Source organism: Pedobacter sp. MR2016-24, assembly GCF_026239655.1.
GTDB lineage: Bacteria > Bacteroidota > Bacteroidia > Sphingobacteriales > Sphingobacteriaceae > Pedobacter.
The window spans coordinates 139,323-163,564 of the sequence record NZ_JAPIVO010000005.1; the positions used below are offsets into that span (position 1 = coordinate 139,323).

At 42.2% G+C, this 24,242-nt stretch carries 18 protein-coding genes; 7 read left to right on the forward strand and 11 right to left on the reverse strand.

All coding sequences use genetic code 11. The features are described from left to right. The first annotated feature begins 74 nt into the window (after nucleotides 1-74). Nucleotides 75-662 (forward strand): RNA polymerase sigma factor, encoded by a 588-nt coding sequence (locus tag OQX62_RS14675; RefSeq protein WP_265832309.1) that lies wholly within the window; start codon nucleotides 75-77, stop codon nucleotides 660-662. Nucleotides 663-666: 4 nt separating this feature from the next. Here the strand turns inward: OQX62_RS14675 and OQX62_RS14680 are convergent, their stop codons facing one another. The 5 genes from OQX62_RS14680 to OQX62_RS14700 all read right to left on the reverse strand — a co-directional run bounded on the left by OQX62_RS14680 (nucleotide 667) and on the right by OQX62_RS14700 (nucleotide 8,496). After that, nucleotides 667-1,050: a DUF3037 domain-containing protein gene (locus tag OQX62_RS14680; protein WP_265832310.1), complete on the reverse strand. Its 384-nt coding sequence runs from the start codon at nucleotides 1,048-1,050 to the stop codon at nucleotides 667-669. After that, nucleotides 1,040-1,810, reverse strand: a complete 771-nt coding sequence (locus tag OQX62_RS14685) for a HipA family kinase (protein WP_265832312.1) — start codon at nucleotides 1,808-1,810, stop codon at nucleotides 1,040-1,042. The genes OQX62_RS14680 and OQX62_RS14685 overlap by 11 nt, the downstream gene beginning before the upstream one ends. A 137-nt stretch (nucleotides 1,811-1,947) precedes the next feature. Further along, entirely contained in the window at nucleotides 1,948-4,659 is a 2,712-nt protein-coding gene (locus tag OQX62_RS14690; protein WP_265832313.1) for a TonB-dependent receptor, read from the reverse strand. A 387-nt stretch (nucleotides 4,660-5,046) separates the two neighbouring features. Next, complete coding sequence (locus tag OQX62_RS14695) at nucleotides 5,047-7,920, reverse strand: UvrD-helicase domain-containing protein (protein WP_265832314.1); 2,874 nt, start codon at nucleotides 7,918-7,920, stop codon at nucleotides 5,047-5,049. Between the two features lie 114 nt (nucleotides 7,921-8,034). Beyond that, nucleotides 8,035-8,496, reverse strand: coding sequence for a DUF4268 domain-containing protein (locus OQX62_RS14700; protein ID WP_265832315.1), 462 nt, complete (start codon nucleotides 8,494-8,496; stop codon nucleotides 8,035-8,037). 117 nt (nucleotides 8,497-8,613) lie between these two features. On the opposite strand from OQX62_RS14700, the gene OQX62_RS14705 reads away from it, so the two are divergent. Beyond that, the gene (locus OQX62_RS14705; RefSeq protein ID WP_265832316.1) at nucleotides 8,614-8,862 is read left to right on the forward strand and encodes a hypothetical protein; all 249 of its coding nucleotides are present in this window, start codon (nucleotides 8,614-8,616) and stop codon (nucleotides 8,860-8,862) included. Between the two features lie 51 nt (nucleotides 8,863-8,913). Here the strand turns inward: OQX62_RS14705 and OQX62_RS14710 are convergent, their stop codons facing one another. Further along, nucleotides 8,914-9,078 (reverse strand): hypothetical protein, encoded by a 165-nt coding sequence (locus tag OQX62_RS14710; protein WP_265832317.1) that lies wholly within the window; start codon nucleotides 9,076-9,078, stop codon nucleotides 8,914-8,916. 173 nt (nucleotides 9,079-9,251) lie between these two features. On the opposite strand from OQX62_RS14710, the gene OQX62_RS14715 reads away from it, so the two are divergent. Then, complete coding sequence (locus tag OQX62_RS14715; RefSeq protein ID WP_265832318.1) at nucleotides 9,252-9,674, forward strand: secondary thiamine-phosphate synthase enzyme YjbQ; 423 nt, start codon at nucleotides 9,252-9,254, stop codon at nucleotides 9,672-9,674. Nucleotides 9,675-9,724: 50 nt separating this feature from the next. Then, on the forward strand, nucleotides 9,725-11,011 hold the full coding sequence (locus OQX62_RS14720; protein ID WP_265832319.1) for a prephenate dehydrogenase: 1,287 nt from the start codon (nucleotides 9,725-9,727) through the stop codon (nucleotides 11,009-11,011). Nucleotides 11,012-11,073: 62 nt separating this feature from the next. Here the strand turns inward: OQX62_RS14720 and OQX62_RS14725 are convergent, their stop codons facing one another. Together OQX62_RS14725 and OQX62_RS14730 are read right to left on the reverse strand one after the other, a co-directional pair. Then, nucleotides 11,074-12,585 (reverse strand): RagB/SusD family nutrient uptake outer membrane protein, encoded by a 1,512-nt coding sequence (locus tag OQX62_RS14725; protein ID WP_265832320.1) that lies wholly within the window; start codon nucleotides 12,583-12,585, stop codon nucleotides 11,074-11,076. 16 nt (nucleotides 12,586-12,601) lie between these two features. Further along, the gene (locus tag OQX62_RS14730) at nucleotides 12,602-15,634 is read right to left on the reverse strand and encodes a SusC/RagA family TonB-linked outer membrane protein (protein WP_265832321.1); all 3,033 of its coding nucleotides are present in this window, start codon (nucleotides 15,632-15,634) and stop codon (nucleotides 12,602-12,604) included. A gap of 265 nt (nucleotides 15,635-15,899) precedes the next feature. Here OQX62_RS14730 and OQX62_RS14735 point away from each other — a divergent pair, with 265 nt between their 5' ends. The 3 genes from OQX62_RS14735 (at nucleotide 15,900) to OQX62_RS14745 (ending at nucleotide 19,484) form a co-directional block, all read left to right on the forward strand. Next, nucleotides 15,900-16,679: a 3-keto-disaccharide hydrolase gene (locus OQX62_RS14735; protein WP_265832322.1), complete on the forward strand. Its 780-nt coding sequence runs from the start codon at nucleotides 15,900-15,902 to the stop codon at nucleotides 16,677-16,679. 122 nt (nucleotides 16,680-16,801) lie between these two features. Next, nucleotides 16,802-17,614 carry an N-acetylmuramoyl-L-alanine amidase family protein gene (locus tag OQX62_RS14740; RefSeq protein WP_265832324.1) on the forward strand — a complete coding sequence of 271 codons (813 nt, stop codon included), beginning with the start codon at nucleotides 16,802-16,804 and terminating at the stop codon, nucleotides 17,612-17,614. Between the two features lie 139 nt (nucleotides 17,615-17,753). Continuing rightward, nucleotides 17,754-19,484: a thiamine pyrophosphate-dependent enzyme gene (locus tag OQX62_RS14745; RefSeq protein ID WP_265832326.1), complete on the forward strand. Its 1,731-nt coding sequence runs from the start codon at nucleotides 17,754-17,756 to the stop codon at nucleotides 19,482-19,484. A gap of 92 nt (nucleotides 19,485-19,576) precedes the next feature. On the opposite strand, the gene OQX62_RS14750 is transcribed toward OQX62_RS14745, so the two are convergent. From OQX62_RS14750 to OQX62_RS14760, 3 genes are all read right to left on the reverse strand, one after another. Beyond that, complete coding sequence (locus OQX62_RS14750) at nucleotides 19,577-19,945, reverse strand: VOC family protein (protein ID WP_265832327.1); 369 nt, start codon at nucleotides 19,943-19,945, stop codon at nucleotides 19,577-19,579. Nucleotides 19,946-20,110: 165 nt separating this feature from the next. Beyond that, nucleotides 20,111-23,305, reverse strand: coding sequence for a hypothetical protein (locus tag OQX62_RS14755; protein WP_265832328.1), 3,195 nt, complete (start codon nucleotides 23,303-23,305; stop codon nucleotides 20,111-20,113). Between the two features lie 86 nt (nucleotides 23,306-23,391). Beyond that, complete coding sequence (locus OQX62_RS14760) at nucleotides 23,392-24,234, reverse strand: hypothetical protein (protein WP_265832329.1); 843 nt, start codon at nucleotides 24,232-24,234, stop codon at nucleotides 23,392-23,394. Between the last annotated feature and the right edge of the window lie 8 nt (nucleotides 24,235-24,242).

Here is a 24,242-nt window from a genome sequence, read left to right on the forward strand (position 1 = left end):
AATATATTATTAGAAAATATTTTTTTATAATTGTCCTTAAGTTCCTTGCATTTAAAGAATTTAAGACAACCACTATGTCATCCAGAACTTCCACCTACCGCGCTATGACCGACGCTGAGCTGTATGCTTTGCTTAAGGAAGGCGATAAAACAGCATTTGATCAGATCTACGTCCGCTATTGGAAAAAACTAATTGATGACAGCTTTAAAAGAATAAGGAGTGCTGAAGTAGTAGAAGAAATTGTTCAGGATGTATTTGCAGATCTTTGGGTAACCAGAGAAGCCAAAGAGATACTCAATCTTTACCCTTATCTGCTCACCTGTGTTCGTTATAAAATTTTTGCATTATACAGAAAAGGAAAAACAGCACCAACTTTTGAGGAAGCAGCGGAGGGAGTTGCCCTGTCCTCACTTCAGGCCGATTCGCTTTTACATGAAAAAGAGCTGAAAGGCTGCATTGCCTTATGGCTGGATATACAGCCCGCCAAAAGAGGAGAAATATTCAGACTTCGCTATATAGACGAACTATCAACGCGTGAGATTAGTGTTGTGCTTAATATAGCGCAAAAAACAGTGCAGAATCAGCTGATCACTGCAAACAGCAACCTGAAAAAATTTCTGGAAAAGATGATGGTGATCCTCCTCTCGGTCTTATGTTTTTAATCTGCTATAAAACCTGCTCTGCATATAAGCGTTCCAGCATTTCATCCAGACTCCTGCAAAATCCGGGATGAACTTTTGATGTCTGGATCACCGTACTCCTTGTTGCAGTCAGCCAGCGAAAACGCGAAGCATTATCCAGCAAACCTATTGGCCCGCTTTCTTTGCCACCAGCGCAAATGCGCTCAAATGCCCGCAGATTTTCCATAATCCCTGTCTGTTCCGCTTCTTTAGAAAAAGCAGTTAAACGCACTTCGTTATAATCAATTCTGGCTTTCAGGAACTTCTGTCTGCCACAATAAACCACTACACCTACATTCATAAATTCCTCCCGTTCTACCCTTGGCACAACGCGGATTACAGCGTACTCAAATAGGTGATTATCTTGCATTTTGAGCTTCTTTTACAAAAATTTCTGAATTAGCGATTCTTATCTCTAAAAACCTGGCATAAGCCGCCCGCTGTGCAGCCGGACTGTCGAAAGCAGATTCTGTAAGCCATTGGTCGGGTATCAGCGCGACTACTGAGCGGATAAGATCAGGTGTTAAGATCGCCCGGAATTCCTTATCAACAAGGTCAAGTTCAGTAGCCAGCGGTAACAGTACATGATCTTTGATCAATGCAAATGGTCTGCTGGCCTGCTCTTCCCAGTTTTGCCAGGAATGATGAAAATATAGAGATGCACCATGATCTATGAGCCATAATTCTTTATGCCACATCAGCATATTTGTATTACGCGGCGTACGGTCCATATTGGTCAATAAACAGTCCAGCCATACAATCTGTGAGGCCAGCTTCGGATCAACAGTGGTCACCATAGGATCAAATGTAATCGCACCCGACAAATAATGCAGGGCCAGATTTAATCCTACGCTCGCCTTAAGCAGGTCCTGAATTTCTTCATCGGGCTCTGTGCGACCGAAAGCTTCATCCAGACAGGCAAATACAATCTCCGGCACCCTAAAACCTAAGGCACGGGCAATTTCACCACCTATAATCTCCGCAATTAAAGCCTTTACACCCTGTCCTGCCCCACTAAACTTAACAACATATAAAAAGTCGTCATCTGCCTCGGCGATTGCCGGCATAGATCCTCCTTCCCGAAGAGGTGTAACATAACGGGTTACATTTACAGTTCTAAGTTCGTGCATGATTTGAATTTTATGCAAAGAAAGCACATTTAATAAAATTTCATCCTATTATTTCCGCTAAAGTCAAAACAGGCATCTCACAAAATCAGCATGCTCCTGTAAAAGAGCATGCTGATTCATATAAAGGATAAAAGATTTTAGAATTTCACATTCAAACTGGCAACAAAAGTAGCCCCCAACTGGCTGAACTGAGAACCATCGTAGGTTGTTGTCGCGTATCGTCCGTTAAACGTAAGTGCATTTGTAATGTTTTTCACCTGTGCAGCATCATTCAATACCGCGTCTCCGGCTGCGTTAAGAGATTTGTATTTCCATTCCGGCAATACATTAAAAATATTCTGTGCATTTACTGAAAGACTTACTTTTTTGGTAATAGCGAAACTACCGCCAAGGTCAGTCAGGATCTTAGTGCTAAATTCCGTATTCAGATTTTCATTAATACCAGCCTGATGGAAAGTTGTAGGTCCGATCAGCGTATTGTTCAAATTAACAGTAAGCTTCCCAACTCTGTAATCACCACCAGCAATACCTTTATATTTTGGTCTTGACGATAATAAAAGTGCGAGCTGAGTATCATCTACAACAGTCTGCCCTGCCGAAGCAATCAGTGCCGGATTGATAATTTTAAGTGATTTATTCTGAAAGGTGTAGTTCCCTGCTAAACTAAGCCCCAAAACGCCTGTTCCAACCTGTATATTTCTGTAACTTGATACAAAATCCAGTCCCTGCGTCCTGGTGTCAATACCATTCACAAAGAAACTGACCGCAACAATACCATTATCTGCTAAAACCTGGTCTAAACCAGCAGATTCAGGTGTGCCACCCGGACCAATTTCAGAGCTGAGTACGATACGGTTTTTCACTCTGATACTGTAGAAATCAAGTGTGACATTAAAATTATCGGCAGGAGTTATTCCTAATCCTGCAGTAAAATTCAGCGACTTTTCTGCTTTTAATTTAGGTACACCCAATAATCTCGACTGCGGACTGTTATTGTTCACCAAACCTTTTGTCTGGATACCAGATCCCGGAACAAAGCTGGCCTGAGCAAGCTGCAGGTTAATCTGCTGTAATGATGGCGCCCTAAAGCCCGTAGATATAGATGAACGTAGAGTTAGTTTATCATCAAGCATTTTATATCTTGAACTTGCTTTCCATACAAAAGCATTACCAAAGTCACTATATTTCTCTACCCTGGCAGTCGCATTAATCAAAAACTGCTTAGTAATGTCAAAACTAACATCTGCATAACCACCAATATTATAGCGCGTAGCGGTTATGGCAAGATTTTCTCCATACCCGGGAAAGGAATCTGCACCACCAGAGCCGTAAGAAGCCGTATCCCCGGCGATAATGGTAAATGACTCCTGTCTGAACTCTGAGCCTAAAGCAATGTTCAGCTTCTCAGTCAGCGCCTTAGAAATATCTATATTGCCGATATTATTTTTAAAATCGAAACCACCCGGTTTAAAGCTGATGGGACTACCCGCCCCCAGACCTGTATTGACAGTATTGTTTACAGCATAAAGCTGATTATTTCCTCCGGTGGTAAAACTTACATCAGTTTTCCATCCATTAGTGGTAGAACGGAAGCCTGCGGTTGCATTGTAATCCTTTAAATCACCTTCAAAAGTAGGTCCGTAGCCAAGATATGGAGTGCCTGCCTCATGCAGAAGACCAAAGTCTGTAGCTCTCCAGTAAGGTGTCCGGTAATTGGCGAAGCTATTTACCCTTTTATAGATATAGGCCGCATTATAATAAAATTCTGTATTTTCATTTATCGGGATTCCCCCGTTGATCAGGAATTTAGCAGATGCATTTTCCGGTGAGGCATTTACATTTTTTGCATCAGGAAACTGCGCAAGAAATGCCTGTACAGTTGAAAGGTCCGCACCAAAGTCATTTGCATCTCCCGTAGCATCTACAATGCCTGGTCGGTTTGCCATATTGGTATGCTGCAGATCAATGGTATAATTCACGTAACCTTTATCCCCGAAGTTCGCACCATTATTTACACTCACACCAACCATTTCTCCGTCACCTTTATGGGTGATACCCGAGTTGAGGGTTACCGAACCGTATTCGAATCTGTCTTTCAGGATGATATTCATTACTCCCGCAATTGCATCGGAACCATATTGTGCTGATGCACCGTCACGTAATATCTCTACCCTTTTAATCGCATCGGTAGGAATAGCCGAAATGTCGGCACCACTCTCACCCCTTCCGGGAGATGTCTGAACATAAGTAAGTGCACTTGAATTTTTTCTTTTTCCATTGATAAGGATCAGCGTACGGCTGGGGCCCATATTTCTGATCTCGTATGGATCAAGTAGAGAGGTGGCATCATTTACCGGCGTGTTTACCGTATTGAAAGATGGTACTTTAGATTGCAGCGCTTTGTCAAAAGTGAGCTGCCCTGTGCTTTTAAGGTCGGCCGACCCAATAATATCAATCGGGACGGGGCTATCTGTCAGCGTCCGTTTACTGGCCCTGCTTCCTGTTGACACCACAACTTCATTCAGCTGATTTCCCGAGTCGTCCAGCAATACATCCAGCACAACAGTTTCACCCTTCAGTACGACAGTTCTGATTACTTTATTGTAACCCACCATGGAAAATGTAATGGCATAAGTGCCGTCCGGCAAGGTTAACGAAAACTCTCCTTTAGCAGAAGTAACTGTGCCCGATCCGGTCGGGGGAAGAACAGAGACACCCGGTAGCAGATTTTTCTGACTGTCGGTCACTTTACCCTTGATAATTGATTGTGCATTTGCCCCTAAAGACAAAATTAAAAACCCGAGCACACATAGCACCCGGAGCGAGGTCTTTTCATAGATCTTCTTCATACTTTAAGCGTTGTTTAGGTAAAATTTAGATAATTCAGTAGCTTTTGTAACGTTACTAATACAATTTAGCCATTTTATCTTAAAGAAAAAACCTTAATGACGCATAATTATCAGAATATCAGACTAAAACATCAATTAAACCTGCACAAACACCATATATTTTCTATAAAAAAATATATTTTTATTAAAAAATGATCATTTTATATAAAAATTCCGTTTAGTAAATGATATTCAAATATTTACCTTTATATTTTGAACATAAAAAGACTTTAAAAAACGAAATACAGCCTATTTTCATAAAATAAAAAGGCACATCTACAGAAAATAAGATGTAATTTTGAAAAGAAGACTGAAAATTCTAAAAAAATAAGCTGAAAACAGTAAATTTTACAAAAGCACTGAATCTGATTCTATGTTTACCCAGTAAGCGGCACTATTTAATACAGCGTCGGGATTTTCTGTAAGCTGCTTACGGAATTGTATCAGTAAATTGACGAAATGAAGTTGTGGGACCTTACTGTTTTTGACGAATCCTTCAAGGTCAAGTTTGTCATAAATATTTACCCATGAATTATCGATCAGCACTTCCATCAATGGATGGGGCAAATACATTCCGGTTTTAAGTCTCACAAAAAGTTTTTTATTTCCCGCACCCTCCCTGTTCAGCTCATTCTTACTCAAGATTCCTGAAATATAGGCTTGCTTGCACCTATATTCCGGAATGACATAATCCGGCATATCGCTGAAGTAAGTGGTAAAATCTATAGTTTGAAAACTTGCCTTATGAGGAAAAAACCCCTCAACAGGCGGCTCGTCATAATGCTGCATACCAGGCAACATGGAAAGCATAAAATTCAGGATCATGAATTCTGCCTGTTCACTGTTAATCTTGATTAAACGATTATTGATCCTGATTTTGAGACTTTCAGGTTTCACCCGATTGTAGAAGGGTATAAACAAACTTTTTTTGCTTTCCGGATTACCCACTACATTCCTCATCATGATTTGCAAAGGTGTCCTACCAAAATTATCTGTCAGGTTGATATTAGCACCATTTTCCAAAAGGTAATCCAGTATCTTAACAGATGCGGCAAGCATGCAACAATGCATTGGAACCATATTCACTTCATTGCGGTAATCTACGCCGTATTTCAATAAAAATGGCATCAAGTCCTTGATCTTATCAGCAATATAAATATTCACCTGCCCCATATTGATCTCGGCATAACCATTCTCTACCCAGCGTTCGGCAGCTTTGTACTTGAGCCTGGCGAGTGGATCGCGATACCTTTCCAGAGAATAAAATAAAATATAATAATAAAAGCGGTCTTTGGCTTTCCTGTTATATACTTCAGGGTTCAATGCCTGCCTGGTTAATTCTTCAAAATCCTTTGACGTAGTTACCGTCCATGGTACAGGTTTAACCTGCAAAATCTGCTCCCGGATGGCATCAGCCTGTTCTTGTTTACCCTGCATTTCCAGCTTACGCGCCTCCTGCTGCCACTCGTCCTTACTGGAAGACTGATTGCTCAAAGAGGAATGCTGTTTAAAATCTACCAGTCCAAGCAATACCAGCAGGGCATGCTTCTTATTGGTTTCTATAACGTACAGATTTTTCACCGCACGGGTAATGCCCACATAAAGTGAATTTACGTAGAATTTATGCTCTTCCAGAGATTTATCAGATTTGTCCTTACCCCTCGAAAAGTCCAGACTTTCTGCAGTCAGCTCATCTTTGCTCACCCCACTGGTCAACTCCCTAAACTCCTTATCGTAAGTGGAGATCGTATTGAAAAGAATAATATTTTCATACTCAAGCCCCTTAGCTTCCTGAACAGAAAACAGCAGTGGCGTATTATAAAATTTCCTTGCCGCAGCTTTATCCTCGTTACGCAGCACCAGTACAGCGAATTTTGCAGACAGATTGGTCTTGGAGTTGAGTTCCAGGTTGATAGATTTATTATTCTCCAGGTACTCTACCTCTCCTTTCTGGTTAGAATTGGGCACTACCAGGTAAGAACTCTCTTTATCAATGGATCCAAATCTTGCATTTTTGATCAGCAGTAACTGGTTGGCCAGGGCTGTAACCTCTGGTGTATTTCTGTAATTAGTCGCCAGTACCCGGATGATATTCGTCTGTAAATTCTGGTTGTAAAAAAGAGTCTTGATCTGTGCCCAGGAAAAAAAGTTCGGGTGCACAATCTGATTCGAATCTCCGCAAAGGATAAAATTAGATTGCTGATGTAATGACTTTAATATCAGCATCAACTGTACATTTGTCAAATCCTGCACTTCATCCACAATTACATAATCATAAGCAGGCCTGACCATTTTTAACAGGTCATACGAAACCAGGTTACTGTCGAAATATTCACCCTCCTGTACCCATAAAAGATATTTTGTAAACAAGTCATAAACCTGCGCGCGTTCTGCATAAGAAAAAATAGATTGTTTAATACCCAATGCAAGGTAATCGTCCAGAGAAAGGTAAGGCCGATCCACCATAGAACCAGTGATCACTCCTTTGATCTCCTCAAAAATCCGGAAAGCATCCTTAATTTTATGGCTTTGTGTATATCTGGCAATCCACCTTTCAAAACTGGTAAAATCAGCCTCCTTTCCGTCGGGCATGCTCATGGATGACATATACTCGTAAAAGGAAAGAAAGGACACATCCTGTTTCAGATTTTCATAACCGAAGGAAGCATACAAATGACCGGCATTTTCCACCAGGTAAGGAGAAAGTGTAATATAAAGTATATTTCCTTTCAGCATCTTAAGCTTTTCAAGTGTCAGCGCAGTTTTACCGCTCCCAGCAGATCCTATGATGATACCAGGAGTAGGCAGGTGCAGAATTTCCTCCTGCATTTCATCAAATGATAATATTTTGTCCAGCAGCCTGAAAGAGGTTTTATGGGGATTGATATAACTTACCGGCGCTGTTTCAGCAGGCACCATTTCCTCCACAGAATTTAGGGGAACCAGCTTCCGCTCATCGATTACAGCACCATTAAGGAATTTAGACTTCTCATAGGCATGATTATGAATCACTTCCAGCACAAAAATATATACTTTATCCTTGTATTTGCCAATTTGAAAAAGGAGTCTGTTGGTATCGTCCAGCTTAGCCCGGTAATAACCATTGCTCATCTTTTTTACATCGGCGGTCTGAAAATCACCAGTAGCCAAACATTTATAAATCTTATCGACTTTATCGCCCAATCGGCCTACATTCAAATGTTCATATACCAGAATTTCCATATTAAGGAGTATTTTAATTTCAGCAATAATAAAGAGGTAAAAATAATAAAATTAAGAACATTTACGATTAAGAAAAAAAACAGACATTTATTATTAGAGGCACCCTGCTGGTAATCAACGAAATAGATCAAAACTATCTTGTGCATCGCTCCAAAACTCATCGAGGGCAATTATTCTGGGTTTAAAGAAGGAGATCAGTTTTGGCCAGTCTTCCTGTTTAAAAATATTAACGTCCGGCAAGGTCTTAACAATACGGGTAACTGTTTTGTAGTTTTCATCCTGCACATGCAGCTGCCACTCCCATTCTTCATGAAGACAGTTCTTTAAAATCTTACGGAATGTGAGCAATTGTTCATAGACCAATTCCTGCATACCAGGATCCGGATCGGATAACTCTATGGCAATAAAAGCCGAACGCTGGTCTGCCTGCATTTTGAAATGAAGGTGTTTAATACCGGTTTTATAATTGATCCAGTTTGTTTTTAGTCCATATGCGGAAGTTTGCGGCGCAATATATTGTCCGAAAGTGGTCCAGAAAGCCTGTTTTAATTGTGATGCCTGATCTTTAGAATACAAAATTACTGCTATTGAAGGTGGATATAATTAAGGGTTGTCATAAATATCAAGCCAAATATCGTGTAAACCTTTAGCATAAAGAATTGTTATCAATGCATTCACCTACAAAACACAATTATGGAAGAGCAAAACGTTAAACCGGAAAATAAAAAAGACGATGTTGAATTTGAGAACCCCAGTGTAGATCCGGGATTTGAATCTGGCGACTCAGAGGAACTGGCAGGAAGAGAAGATGAACGTGATGGAAATATTGATGCCAATAAAAACATCAGTGAAATGCAAAAGGAAAATAAAAACCAGGAAAACGATGCGTTAAATTATAAAAACGACAGAGAGAACGGTGCCTATAATCCAAAAAACATCTAAATAAAGATGCTGGCTGCTGATGAATGTTCAGCAGCCATTTTTTTGATTGAATTATAATATCCTCGATCTTTTCCGCGGAGCCTTTTTTGCCGTTTGCGCTCTTTGTTCATCTTCGGCTTTTTTAACTTCATCCTTTTCTGCTACAGGATTTTCTGTTTTGAGGGATTTAGATTTTGTACGGGTATCGTGACCAGTACCTTGCTTAGCTGTTTTCATAAGATATAGTTTATATGACAAAAACATATTAATTAGAAAACAGCATCCTGTTTACATGGTTTAGAATTAATTATTTTCGGGTAGTTTGTCCCTTATCAAAAGTATTTGTGGAAGAAATTCACGTATTAACCACAAAAACTGTATCTATGAACCCATACCTACATTAAAATAAAATGAATATTTATCAGCGCGCAATTCAGCTACAGGAAAAAAAAAGAGGCTTTCATATCATCACTTCAGAAATTGTGTATGCGATTCCTGAAATTGAAAACATTAAAACAGGCATTTGCCAGGTTTTTATCCAGCATACTTCGGCTTCATTAAGCATCAATGAAAATGCAGATCCTACAGTAAGGAAAGATTTTGAAATGTTCTTTAATAAAACAGTTCCTGAAAATGATCCTGAATACCTGCATGATGACGAAGGATCTGATGATATGCCCGCCCACCTAAAGGCTGCATTACTAGGCACATCTGTGATGATACCTATCAGAAACGGAAAAATGGCCTTAGGGATATGGCAGGGAATATATCTCTGTGAACACCGTGATCATGGCGGCGGCAGAAACCTGATGATCACAGCCTGGGGTGAATAGGCTAACAATTCATTTCATAATCAGAAGGAATACACTTATACTTGCCAAATATGAATATCGGAATTATTGGTTTAGGAGATATGGGCAGGATTTATGCGAAATCCTTTGCAAAGGCCGGATACCAGGTTTTTGGATCTGACCTTCCTGATCTTCGTGAAAAACTGGAAAATGAATTATCTCCTTTCGGCATCAGCGTTCTGGAAGACGGAAAGGAAGTTTCACGTAAATGTGATGTGATATTTTACTCCGTTGAAGCAGAACGGATAGCGGAAGTTGTAAGTATGTATGCCAGCTCCACTAAATATGGGGCAATAGTTGCCGGACAGACTTCCGTAAAACATCCCGAAATTGCTGCTTTTGAAAAATACCTGCCAGAGGATGTAAATATTATCACCTGTCACTCCCTGCACGGGCCCGGTTTTGAGCCTGCCGGACAAAAATTAATCGTCATCCCTCACCGCTGTACGCCTGATGCTTATCAGCGTATGATGGATGTGCTGGCCGTACTGGAGTCTGACATTTCAGAGATGAGCGATTACCACATGCATGACAAAATTGTTGCTGACACACAAAGCACCACGCATGTCGGCTTTGAAAGTATGGGTACCGCATGGAAAAACGCAGGTTTTTATCCCTGGGAAAGCAATTCCTACCTTGGAGGAATTGATAATGTAAAAATACTGACTACACTAAGAATCTTTAGCTATAAAGCCCATATTTACGGCGGTCTGGCTATTTTAAATCCATACGCCAGGCAACAGGTAAAATCATATGCACAGGCCGAATCAGAACTTTTTAAACTGATGATTATGGAAAATGCAGCAGATTTCAGAAAGGTACTTTATGCGGCAAAGGATTTCGTTTTCCACGAAAACAATAGTCCCCTGCTGCTGGATGATCAGGTGATGCAGGAGTTTTCCCTGGCTGTCAATCCGGGTAATAGAATGCCGAATTCACACCTGAGTTTGTTGAGTATGGCTTATTCCTGGTATAAACTACAGATCAATCCCTACGATAACCTGATCTGCCAGACGCCACCTTTCCGCTTAAGGTTGGGGATTGTAGAATATCTTTTCAGAAATGAAGAATTGCTGGAAGAATCTATAGAGACTGCATTATATAAAAAGTCTATCCGTTCAGACGATTTAGAATTTCATTCTGCTGTGCAGGAATGGGCGACCATTATTGGATATGGTGATATGAAAGGCTATAAAGAGTTGTTTGAAAGTACAAAAACGTTTTTTGGCGATCGTCTGGAACATGGAAGGGCACACAGCTCTGAGATGATCCGACGACTGGCAAGCATTAGTCAGTATCTTACTGAATTAAATGAATAGAAATGGGGTGCAGAAATATCCGGGCACCCCATTTTTTATTCATTAACACTATTGTCCTCCTGCTAATATCCAGGATTCTGAACAAGATTAGTATTACCAAGCTGATTATCCGGAATCGGAAAGACCAGATATTTAGGATCATCTGTTGGTTTCTCCTGCCATGGCACCAAAAATTTACCAAATCTGATCAGGTCCTGCCTTCTCAGTCCTTCCCAGAAAAATTCCCTGCCACGTTCATCAAGCAAGTTATCAAGCGTCAGACTGCCAAAAGCAGATGCCCCTCTGAGTGTTCTGATAGAATTGACCAGCGTTAGCGCTGATCCTGACTGACCAGTTCGCAGCAAGGCCTCTGCCTTCATCATCAGCACATCTGCATACCGGAAATAAACCCAGTCATTCTCTGCCAGGTTTGTGGAGAGGTTTGCATAATCAATTACATATTTAACTACACGGATTCCTGCCACCTCCAGGTGGTTTGGATCACGTTCGATAATGCTCACTTCCGGGGTAAAGATCAGGTTATTACCTCTCCTGTCTTTCAAAGCCACACCTGCTTCATTAAATTGCTGACCAATCAGAAAGCCTACTTTAATACCGGAAACACTGGTCATTCCCGGATAATTACCGCCCAAGCGGGTATCAGCAGGCTCAAACTTGTTATAAAAATCTGAAAGCGTGGCGAATCCATTATAGCCGCTTGGATTCTGATTGTAATGCAGCCCCGGCACCCAGATATCCTTCAAGGCACCCGCATCAGAACCACCTGTATTTTGGGCAGTAAAGATATTCTCCTTAGATAATACATCATTGGTTGGGGCAAAATTATCGTAATATTTCGCCGTCAGTGCATATTTTTCGGTTGCTGTGATCTCATCTGCGAGCGTGATCACCTTTGCCATATCTGCAGGATCGAAAGTTGGTGTTGTGCGATTAAGAAATGCACCCTTATTGAGATAACATTTCATCAGTAATACTTTTGCAGCATCTTTATTCGCATTAAATGCCGGACCGTCTGGCAAATCCGGGATGATAGCCGTCAGCTCTGCAATGATATAAGCAATTGCTTCTGGTGCCTTTCTTACTTTTGAGGGCAGGGTAACCAGTTCACCAGGTTCGCGATAAGGTACCTGCCCCCAGCCATCCAGTACGGAAAACTGAGAAAATGCCCTCAGAAACCTCGCCTGAGCAGCCTGTGAAGGTGTTGGGTTGAAACCCAGGACATTAGTACTTGCATAACTGACACTATTCAAATCCCTGAAAGTATCAGAAATACGCGAATGATCTGCTGCCCATTTATGCAGGTGCAACGCACGCCATGCCCCATTGTCATCCCAGTCCCCCGCCCTGGTCGGTACAATAGCTTCGTCTGACGGAAACTCCTGCAATGACCACCAGCCCCAGGGACCCTGATATGGATTCCTCATGGCCGTATAACTCGCTGTTAATAAACTGGCAACGTTCCCGGAACCGATCCCGGCATCTCCTATTTGTCCATTTAACTTCTCATCCAGTTTTGTACAACCAGAGAACGATAAAATTAAGACCGTGGAGAGTATGATATATATATTTTTCATGATACTTAAAATTAGATTATAGAGAAAAATTGACACCAAAATTGAAGGTTCGCGCCGTTGGATAGGAAACGTATTCTATACCTGATGAAGGCACTGCGCCAACAGGTTTGTCTACATTCACCTCGGGATCAAAACCCGTATATTTAGTGATCACGAATAAATTCTGTCCGTTTATAAACACATTAATTCCTTTAATTGATTTACCAAGATCCCCAAGGTTATAATTAAGGGTTGCGTTGGCGAGTTTGATATAATCACCCTTTTCAATATACCTGGACGAAGCGGCAATAGGATTGGCGAGCGACTCCTGAATGGAGGAGTTTAATAATGGCGCGTAAATATTCCTTCCTGTACCCAGGTTGGCAATGGGCAATACTGAATTGGCGGTATTGTTATAAATATCGTGTCCCAGGGCCCCGTTAAAATTAGCTGTTAAGGATAACTTTTTATACCTGAAAAATGTGTTGAAGCCCAGAACTACGCTGGGATTGGGATTGCCGAGATAGTAATAAGTAAATCCATCGTCAGTATATTGTGAGAATCCGGCAGGATCCAAACCGTTATACTCCCTGGTAATCATCGCAAATAAGGGGTATCCGTTTTGAATAACTTCTAGTGTAACACCACTTAAGCCCTGTCCGCTTAAAGTTCCTGTTTTGATCAGGTCTTTGAAATTTGTTGTCTTGTTCTTAATAAATGTTGCATTTCCTCCTATGGACCAGCTTAAATCTTCCTGTTCTATTACATTGGCATTAAGACTAAACTCCAGTCCTTTATTGATGACATCACCAGGCAGGTTGAGCCAGAAATTGGTAACGGTCGGATTTGCGGGAACATATGGAATCTGTGGAAACAAAAGATCAGTAGTTTTTTTATGAAAATAATCTACTGAACCGGTTATCTTACTGCCAAATAAGGCGAAGTCGGCCCCCACGTTAATTTGCTCATCTGCCTGCCACTTCAGGTCAGGATTCAGGTTATTATTAAACACCAGTGATTGCTGCCCGCTGGCATAAGTAATGGTATAACGCGCCTGAGATGATCCCGCAGGAAACTCCTGATTCCCGGTTTTTCCATAACCTACCCTTAGTTTTAACTGGTTCAGCCAGCTCACATCAGTCATGAAATCCTCGTTCCTGATGTTCCATGCCGCGGCGAAGGACGGGAAAACACCGGTTTTATTGTTTACACCAAACTTGCTCGAGCCATCAGATCTGACGGTGGCAGTGAGCAGGTATTTATTATCATAGTTAAATACAGCACGTCCAAAATAAGATTGCAATTCTGAACTCGGGTCGTTAAATGAGGTGATGGTTCGGTTTGCCGGCGCAACTGCCTGCATATCATCGGTATAATCTACCGGTATATCACCGAATCCTTTAGCAATGGTCTGTAGTCCCTTGTTCACGAATTTAGTGTATTCGTATCCGGCGATCACATTCAGATTCAGCTTGCTGACTATCTCTTTATTGAAATTCAGCGTATTCGTCCATTGTTGTGTAACCAGCTCATTATTGGCATAACTGGCATAACCGCCAAGAAAATCTCCGTTCGCTTCAATGCCGGATAAATTCAGGAAACTACGTGTAGATGATCTCCTGATCCCGGTGCTATAGTTGATACTGGCCAGCATCCGGTATTCCAGCCACGGCATTATTTTATAGTATGGTGAGATGCTTCCCAGAATAGTGGTTACTTTGGATTTATCGCTGGTGGCGGCAGACATGACCAGGGGATTGATCGTGGTAGATCCACGCTCAATAAACAAGGATCCATCGGGATTATACATTGGCCTTGTGGGGTTCCAGGCGAGCGCCTGGCTGATCAAACTGCCTGTAAAGCCCGCATCGGTGGTAATAGGTGCTATGTTTTCGGTATACTGACTGGACAAAAGGTTCACATCCAACCCTAGTTTTTTATTCTCTAAAAACTTGAAATTGCCATTTAAGCCTCCACTGTATTTCTTAAAGTCTGTGTTGATGAGAATCCCCTGCTGGTTTTGGTAGCCGAATGAGGCACGGAAAGTATTGCCATCAGTAGTTCCCCCGCTTAAACCTATAGAATAGTTCTGGTTATAGGCTGCACGCGTAACATCACCTATCGCATCCACATTGCCTCCAAAATCCCCTGCAGTAAGGCCGTATTTCTGCAGCGCTGCACGGTATTCGTCGCCGTCCAGAATATCTATTTTCCGGGCTAACGTACTTACACCTGTGGAAGCACTTACATCTAATTTGGTAGCTCCCGTTTTACCTCTTTTCGTGGTAATCAGCACTACTCCGAAGGCACCTCTGGAACCGTAAATGGCTGTCGCGGATGCGTCTTTTAAAATCTCCATCGTCTCAATATCTGCCGGATTGATAAAGTTTAGCGGGTTTCCTGAAGGTGCAGTGCCGACGCCTCCGCTTGCAGACGGCCGCGCAGATCTGCCATCCAGCGCAACTCCGTCAACTACATACAGCGGCTGACCTGATCCGGTAACAGCAGAATTACCTCTGACACGTACAGTTGTTCCCCCTCCCGGCTGTCCGCTGTTGTTGATCATCTGTACACCAGCCACTTTTCCCTGGATCAACTGATCCGGTGCGATGAGTGGTCCCTTATTGAAATCCTTTGCCGAGACTGTTGTAGCAGCCCCCGCCAGATCGCTTTTCTTTACTGAGCCATAGCCTATCACACTCACTACCTCCAGGGTATTGGAGGAAGACAAAGTAATATTAATCATGCTTCTTTTATTGATGGGTACCGTCTGGCTTTGCAGTCCAACATAAGTAAATGTAAGCTGGGTTACACCCGCCGCGGCATTAATAGTATATCTTCCTGCTTCATCGGTCAGGACTCTTACCGTAGTTCCGGTGGCCGTGACGGTTACTCCCGGCAGGGTATTTTTTTCCGTATCTGTCACCACTCCGCGTATAACAGACTGCGCATAAGTAAAAAGATGCAGGAAGATCAATAAGACGCTGCTTAAAATTGTTTTTTGCAGCATAGAGAATTGTAGCCTGCCCGCAAAGACAAACCACACCTTTGGTGGTAAAAACTTGTTCATAACTGGTTTTGGTTAGTTTAGGTTAATAGAAAATAAGCACGCTTTCTGGTTCGTTAAAACATGGCAATGTCTGGCGACACACCTTGATTGTTTTTTACAGGATTAAATTTGGTTAGTAATTTATTGTCATTTAGGTATTTACGACTTAAACGTTTTACTTACTTAAATTTACACTAATCCAACGCGATAAACAATTATTAATAAAATATTTTTTGGTTGCTCAGCGTTAGTTATATTAGAAGAATTATAAAGCACAAAAACCAATATGAAACTACACACAGTAATACTCACCACATCATTAGTAATAGGAGGAATGGGTTTGACATATGCTCAGGAAAATGCTAAACATGAAGATACAGAATTCTATACACCCGTGCCAAAAGTAGTTACCCCGGGGAAGCTAAGCGGAGAAGCACCTTCTGATGCAATCATCCTTTTTAATGGTAAGAATTTAAGTCAATGGGTAATGGCGGATGACAGGTCGGTACCAGCAAAATGGAAAGTTGCCGATGGCATTCTTACTGTAGATAAAAAGACGGGTAATATCGAGACTAAACAATCTTTTAATAATTATCAGTTACACCTGGAATGGCGCATCCCTGCAAATATTAGCGGTGAAGGACAGTTACGCGGAAACAGTGGCTTATTCCTGGCTTCTATAGGAAAAGGAGATTTGGGTTATGAATTGCAGATCCTGGATTCCTATAATAATAAAACCTATACCAATGGAATGGCCGGCAGTATCTACAAGCAGACTACACCCCTGTTCAATGCGGCGAAACAGCCCGGAGAATGGCAGACTTATGATGTGATGTGGACAGCACCTACCTTCAACGCTGACAGCACAGTAAAAACCCCGGCAAGAGTTACCGTTTTATTTAACGGTGTACTGGTACAGAATAACTTCGAACTGAAAGGACCAACACAATATGTAGGTCAGCCAGGCTACCGTCAGGCACACGGCGCCTCGCCTGTTAAGCTGCAGGCACATGGTGATAAAAGTGAGCCGGTGAGCTTTCGTAACATATGGATCAGGGAACTTTAATAGTTCCCCTTTCTTTAATTATTTCATTTAAGCATAAAAATTCGGGGTTATCTTTTTACTTTTGGGTGTTTCCTTAGTCAAAGGAACAACACACACCATGATAACCAAACGTACAACAGATAATGTCTGAAAATAAAAGCACAAAAAACACAATTAAATTAATCCTCTCCACCCTTCTATTATTCAGTTCTTCTTACACATTTGCACAGGTTCCGAAGATCGCACTTAAACCTATCATCATTGTTGTGGATGCAGGTCACGGCGGTAAAGATGGTTCCACAAGGGGATTGTTTTCAAAAGAAAAAGATGTAGCCCTGGCTACGGCACTGGAATTAGGAAAGACCATTGAACAGGATATTGAAAATACAAAAGTGATCTATACCAGAACTGAAGATGTTTTTATTCCCTTATATGAACGTATTGCCATAGCCAACCGTGCACATGCTGATTTGTTTATTTCTATTCACTGTAACTCTATGCCTTCCAATATGCGTGGCAGAACCCTTAGCCGGGGTGTAGAAACTTTTGTATCAGGATCAGGCCGTTTATCTGAACAGGATGTCGCAGTAAGGGAGAATGCATCCATCTTACTGGAAAAAGATTACAAGAACAACTATGAAGGATATAATCCTGATGATCCTGAAAGTTTTATCATTTTAGGTTTGATGAAAAATGCGTACCGGAGACAAAGCATAAAGCTGGCCACATTGATCCAGCAACAATATATAAAGTCAGAACGCGTAGACAGAGGGGTTAAAGAGCAGAGTTTAGCTGTGCTGGCAAAAGCAGGCATGCCTGCAGTGCTTACTGAAATAGGATTTATCAGTAACCCGGCAGAAGAAGAATATATCAATTCTGCCAGTGGCAGACAGGAGATTGTACAAAATATTAAAACTGCCATTCAGGAATATATCAAACAGCTGGTGATTAATTAACCAGCTTCCTGTGTAGCCCTGACTATTTTTTATTGCTTTTGTTTCCAGCGTGTCAAACCACACATCTGATGAAACAAAATCACTGTTCTAATGTTGAATTATCAGTTCAAACATTGAATAAAAGAAAAAAAATAGCGTAATGAAGGTAGCAGATCAAATTGTAGAAATGCTTGTAGGCAACGGGGTAAAGCGAATTTATGCCGTAACAGGAGATAGTCTTAATGAATTAAATGATGCGGTCCGCAAAGAAGGCAGCATTAAGTGGATCCATGTAAGGAATGAAGAAGCTGGTGCATTTGCCGCAGCTGCTGAGGGAGAACTGGATGGTTTAGCTTGCTGTGCAGGAAGCAGTGGCCCAGGCCATGTGCATTTAATTAATGGCTTGTATGACGCGCACCGTTCCGGCGTACCGCTCATCGCTATTGCTGCTACCTGTTCCACGCAGGAATTTGGAACGGACTACTTTCAGGAAACAAATCTCACCAGACTTTTCGACGATTGCAGTTATTACAATCAGACAGCGAATACGCCTATGCAGGCGGTGAGAATGTTACAATCTGCGATTCAGCATGCCGTACATAAAAAAGGAGTTGCAGTATTTGGACTACCGGGTGATGTTTCTGCCATGGATGCTGAAGAAAGTATCAGCGCTACTAAAAACTACTTCAATACACCAGTGATCAGACCTTCTGACCTGGAACTTACAGAACTGGCTACCCTATTGAACAAAGCCTCAAAAGTAACGATCTTTTGTGGTATAGGCGCTGCAGAAGCACATGATGAGATTATTCAGCTCGCTGCCTTGCTCAAATCACCTGTGGGCTATTCCTTCAGGGGAAAAATGGGCATCCAGTATGATAACCCTTATGAAGTGGGCATGACCGGTTTATTAGGTCTCCCTGCAGCTTACCACAGCATGCATGAAGCAGAAGTACTGCTATTGCTGGGCACTGATTTCCCTTATGCCCCTTTCATCCCAACGGATAAAAAAATTATACAGATTGACGAAAGACCAGAAAAACTGGGCAGACGGGCGAAACTGGAAATGGGCTTGTGCGGTAAATCTCAGGATACCGTTAAAGCATTATTGCCTTTAATCCAGGCCAAAGCGGATGACAGTTTTCTGAATGCACAACTGGAATTGTACAGCAAGGTAAAAGAAAACCTGTTAACGTATGTGCACGATACAGGAAAAACGAATGCCATACATCCGGAATTTGTTGCTGCTACGATTAATGAACTGGCGACCAAAAACGCAATATTTACCGTTGATACGGGCATGTGTTGTGTATGGGGTGCAAGATACATCGATGCCACCGGCCAACGCAGTTTACTGGGCTCATTTAACCATGGTTCAATGGCCAATGCGATGCCAATGGCAATAGGTGCCGCGTTAGCGCATCCGGAAAGACAGGTTGTTGCTTTTTGCGGTGATGGCGGACTTTCCATGTTATTGGGCGACCTTGCCACGATCAAACAATATAATTTACCGGTTAAGCTGATTGTTTTTAATAACAGGTCACTTGGCATGGTAAAACTGGAGATGGAAGTTGCCGGACTTCCTGATAATCAGACAGACATGGTGAATCCTGACTTCGCACTGGTAGCACAAGCTATGGGTTTTAAAGGAATCACAGTGACAGAACCTGATGCGGTACGTGCGGCACTCGTTGAGGCTTTTGACCATAAGGGTCCTGTTTTGGTGAATGTAATGACGGATCCTGAAGCACTGGCTATGCCGCCAAAAATAGAATTTGCACAAATGAAAGGTTATGCCATCACTATGGGCAAAATGATATTAGGCGGAAAGATGGATGAAGTACTGGAAACAGTAAAATCAAACTATAAACACTTGAAAGAAATCTTCTAAAGCTTAATAGCAAGCGACAATTAAAACGAAATCACCCCAATATCCAAAAATGTTGGGGTGATTTTGTTTTAAGATCATAAAAAGTTCATTCACTAAGGATGAACAATAATCACCCCCTGCCCATCCGGATCACGATAGACTACACCATTTTGTTCCCAGTAAGGATTTTTAGGTTTAATATTGCTGATGTTACTTTTCTCAAATCTATTGATGATCTTATTAAATTCTGCCAAATCCTGAGGATAAAATACCAGGAGATCATCATCGTCAAATTTGTGCACCGCCTTACTGGGCGATTTTGTAAATTCCATATGCCAGTCGCCCCCCTCTTTACCTATAAAAATACCATCGTAGTTACTATGATCCTTAAAACTCCCTAATAAGGACAATCCCAGGAATTCCGTATAAAATTTAATGATCGGATCAAAGTTATCCGTATGTCTTGCTATTCTGAATTTCATTTTAATATATAATTTTAGTACTTCATGCGAACTGCTGCAGCTATATTTGTCTCTTTTATAAGCAATACGCTAATATTAGATTACATCATATAAATGCTCAATCAACTAAGCTCAAAGCACATCTTCATTTTATGGTGTGAAAAATTTCACGAAAAAGCAATATCGTTATTTTTTCTGTTCAAATAACCAGTTTCCCCAAAGTTTTGGTGTTAATTCTGCTTCGGATGGTACATCAGATACAATAGAAGTAGATTTATTTGACCAGTAAATACGGGATAAAGTTTGTGCACCATCTCCTTTCAGGATACCTATATCGCCTTTAATCATCATCCCTTCAGTGGGTTTAAGATTTAATACCGCCAGGGGAACCGAGATTTCATAATCGCCATTTTTTCCTGCAGCAAACTGGAGCTGAGAACTGATGTCTACCACACGATCAAATTTAATAGTTCGTGAAGGAGAAGAGAAGGGAACTTTTTCACCCTCACTGGCTCCCTTCAACAGGTTTTTATAAATCAATGCTTTCGGTTTACCATTAATGATAGTCACCAGCAGCCTCACATCAACGGCTTCTGTTGCAATCATCAAATCTAATGCCCCGCCTGTTTTAAAAGGTGCCAAAGGCATTTCCCCTGAATTTTTGAGCAGCGCCACATCTCCGGTCCGATATCCCGCATATAGGCGATTGCCGGAGATTGTTATTGCGCCTGTCACTGTTGAAGTCTTACCGGATGAGATATCTACCCATTTCAGGCCTGACCAATCATTCAACTTTCCATCCACCGCCATTGGTGAAGAACTGATAGCAGCATGCAATACATCACCTGCTCCTATTTCACTTTTGACCTGTGCTGTTGCGGCTGACTGTCTGGTCTGGTCTGCTTTTAGCTGGCTCAGTGTCTGACCGCTAACCGTGACCGAAGTGAGCGGCAGTCTTTCGACTGAACCTAAGCCTGTCACATGTACCAGGCTACTTCTATAGCCATCTACCAGATAAACCTCACCATCTGTTGTCTGCGTAATGGTAGGCCAGAAGTTTTCTTCCGCCAGGCTATAATCATTTAGATTCATCCCCCGTTTTGCAACCGGCATATTCCAGCGTTTTCCGTCACGCATAGGTTTAAACAAGGTGGAGACAAACAAACCATCGGCAGTAAATAAATACACCATACCATGATTGCTGTTAATTGCAAACAGTGGACCGCTGTCCTTCCCTCCATTAATTAAACCACCTAACAAACGTGTTGGACCAATCAGCTCTCCGGGAAATTCTGGTAAAGGAGCATGATGAGCAGCATGTAATCCGGGCCATAAATTGGGATAACTCCAGGCGGGAAGACCATTTTTTGTACCACTTAATGACAAGCGGTCAAAAGGCGCAATTCCCTGTGTAACTACTGCCAGACCATCAGGCGCAGTCAGCATTTGGTTCCCTCCGCTGGATGCTGGTGCCATAACGCCTGTCGCCATCACCTTCCCCTTATCCAAAGCATAAAGGGGTATCCCTGCTGCCGTAAAACCTGAAGGTGAAAACTGCACCGCTTTCCCGTTCAGGTTGGAAACAGCAAAAGAAAGATCTGGCATCAAGGTGATACCACCTGTAACAGGTCCGTTTTGAAAGGTTACTTCATTGTCCTGCACCTTTGCATCTGCGTTGAGATCTATCCACATAAAAAATGGAGGTGTTTTTAAAGCTTTTGTTTTTAATTCGCTCCATGCGCCGGCACTTCCCATCGCCACTGCAGGATATGCGATGCCATTCCGCTCCACAAATAAGAATGCTGTAGTCGCCCCACCTGTAGGACTGGAATTATAAGCATTGGTAAAATATCTTTTTCCTTTATAGTACAATGGGGTTTCAGGCCCCCCGCTTCTTGTGGCAAGATACAGGTCATTTGCCTGCATTCTATATAAAATGCGTTCAAGCTTCGATTCACCTGTCTTCCAGTCCAGCTTGAATTCCATTGTTCCCCTGCCTTCCTCGGCATAATAAAACCACGTTTTATCCTGGGGATCCAGTGTACCGCCACCGCCATACTTGGCAGGACCATAAAATGCTTTGATGAAACTGCCGCTGAGCGACCAAACACTTACTCTTTTTGGCAGGTAATCACGTTCGGTAACCCATAATTGCTGCCTGGAATCTATGGTGATACCTGCAGGATTATTCATATGTAAAGGATCATAAGGACCGGCAGCCGGAACACCTGGTTTTCCAATGGCCTGCACAAATTTTCCGCCTGCGGTGAATACCTTTATCTGGTGACTCTTACCGCCCTCGCTAATATAGATTTTACCATCAGTTGCAATGGCCAGGCCTACCGGAGCTTCCAGCCCGGCAGCAATTACCTTTACCGGAGCGGGCAGATTTGCTACATCGTTAACTGATTTGAAAGTGACCAGGGTCTGACCAGACAGCGCAAGTAACTGACCTTTAGCATCAAATGCCAGCCCCATAGGTGCCACAAGATCAACTGAATTAACCAATTTACCTGTCTGTATATCAATAAATAAAAGTTTGTTCTTTTTTGTAAGGCTCGCCACGGCAATTCCGTTATTCACAGCTAAGCCACCTATTTCGGCACTCATATCATCCTCAGTGTTACCAGGCAATGCGCCTATCGGATAAACAATCACGGACTTATCTGCGTTAGCGCTGATCGCAGTGATTCTCAGTTCAGCCTGCCCGGATTTTTTCTCTGTTTCCCAGACAGATGCTACATAAGCGTAAATGCCTGAAGCAGCCTTTTCGCCGGCATCCCGGGCCAAATAAGGAGCAGCTGTCCAGTTGCCGCCAACCCATTTTTTACCACCCATTTTTTTTCCTTCCAGGTCTACCCATGCCAGACCGTCCGGACCTTCGGTCACGTAACTGCCCAGAAAAACGGCAGGCTGGTGTGTGGGCGAAACCAGAGCGGGAACGAATAGTGCTGCTTGCGGCGGTGTATGATTGGCCAGCCAAGCTCCGGTATGATCATCCGTGCTCCAGGGTGGATTACCTGTGGCATAAACGGCAAATTGATAGAAAGTATTCAGTTGAGCATGCACCAGACCACGTATAGTATAAGTTCCGGCAGGAACAGCTTTCGCTGCTATCTTGTAAATACCTTTGGCCGCACTCGCAGCATCACGGCCTAAATCATTCGTTCCGTCCCAATAGGCAATATTCTGGCCCGCTTTAAACCAGGTATCAGAGACAAGGTTGCGTACACGCTGACCGTCCTTGTTTTCTATGACTAAAGTAACAAAACCTGCCTCTTTTAAAGTGAAAGGTATGGGGATAGTTTTAGCGGTAGATTGTGCCCGGGCGCAGGAAGAGAGACCAAGCATCATGCAAAAAAGCAGCGAATTCAGGTTCATATATTTTGCTTAAAAAAAACTTAATATAATTAACTCCATAAGAAGGATTTAAGTATATAAAATCTGATTTTAAAACTAATATCTCTCTATTTCCTGAACTGAATTTCTTTGCGGAATAACTCCGTGCCCTTTTCATCAAAAATCTGTAGAGGTATATTTTGCAGGCCGTTCAGCTCTTCCGGCAGTGCATAGGAAAATGAAATCCCATTTGGCCTGATCGTGAAATCCGGAATATCTACATGATTGATTTTAAGTTTCAGCAGTTGCGTGCCTGTATCACCACCCGAAATCAGCAGTTGATTTTGCTGATTTATCACCAGTTCTCTTGGTGCTATTCCGCTCACAGCCACATTCACTTTATCTTTCTCCAGTTTATCGGGACGGGCATCTTTAGGCTTGAAAATCACTGTAAACACTTCTTCCAGCTTAATCGTCGCTTTATCTGTAAATAATCCTGCCAGTGCAGATAAAGTAACCAAACCATATAAGTTCACCTGATTGCTGTCGCCCAGATTCAATAGCCCTGCCCGTAAAACAAAGTATAAAATCAGTGCCACGCCTGTTGCAGTAAATGGCTTCACAAAATACCAGGGAATCCAGCTTTTTTTAAACTGCTCTGCGCCCACAAAATTGGTAAAAGAAGTTGCGATATGGATCATACTCCCCAGAAAACCTGCCATGGCAACCAGTAAAAAGATAATCGAATTCAGGCTGAGATATGGTCCTGTAGTCGGCAAATGATCGGCCAGCTGCACATTAAACCATCGCCACTGATAAATCATCGCACTATGTTCTCCAATAGCGGGAAGCCGGTCGGGCCAGATGGCAACAATGAATATCACAGGCAGCAGCGTGAATATGACAATCAATACCACACCCCAGATCCTGCCTTCCCTGGTTAATTCATTCCCTGTTTTAATATTTATCATCGTCTGTC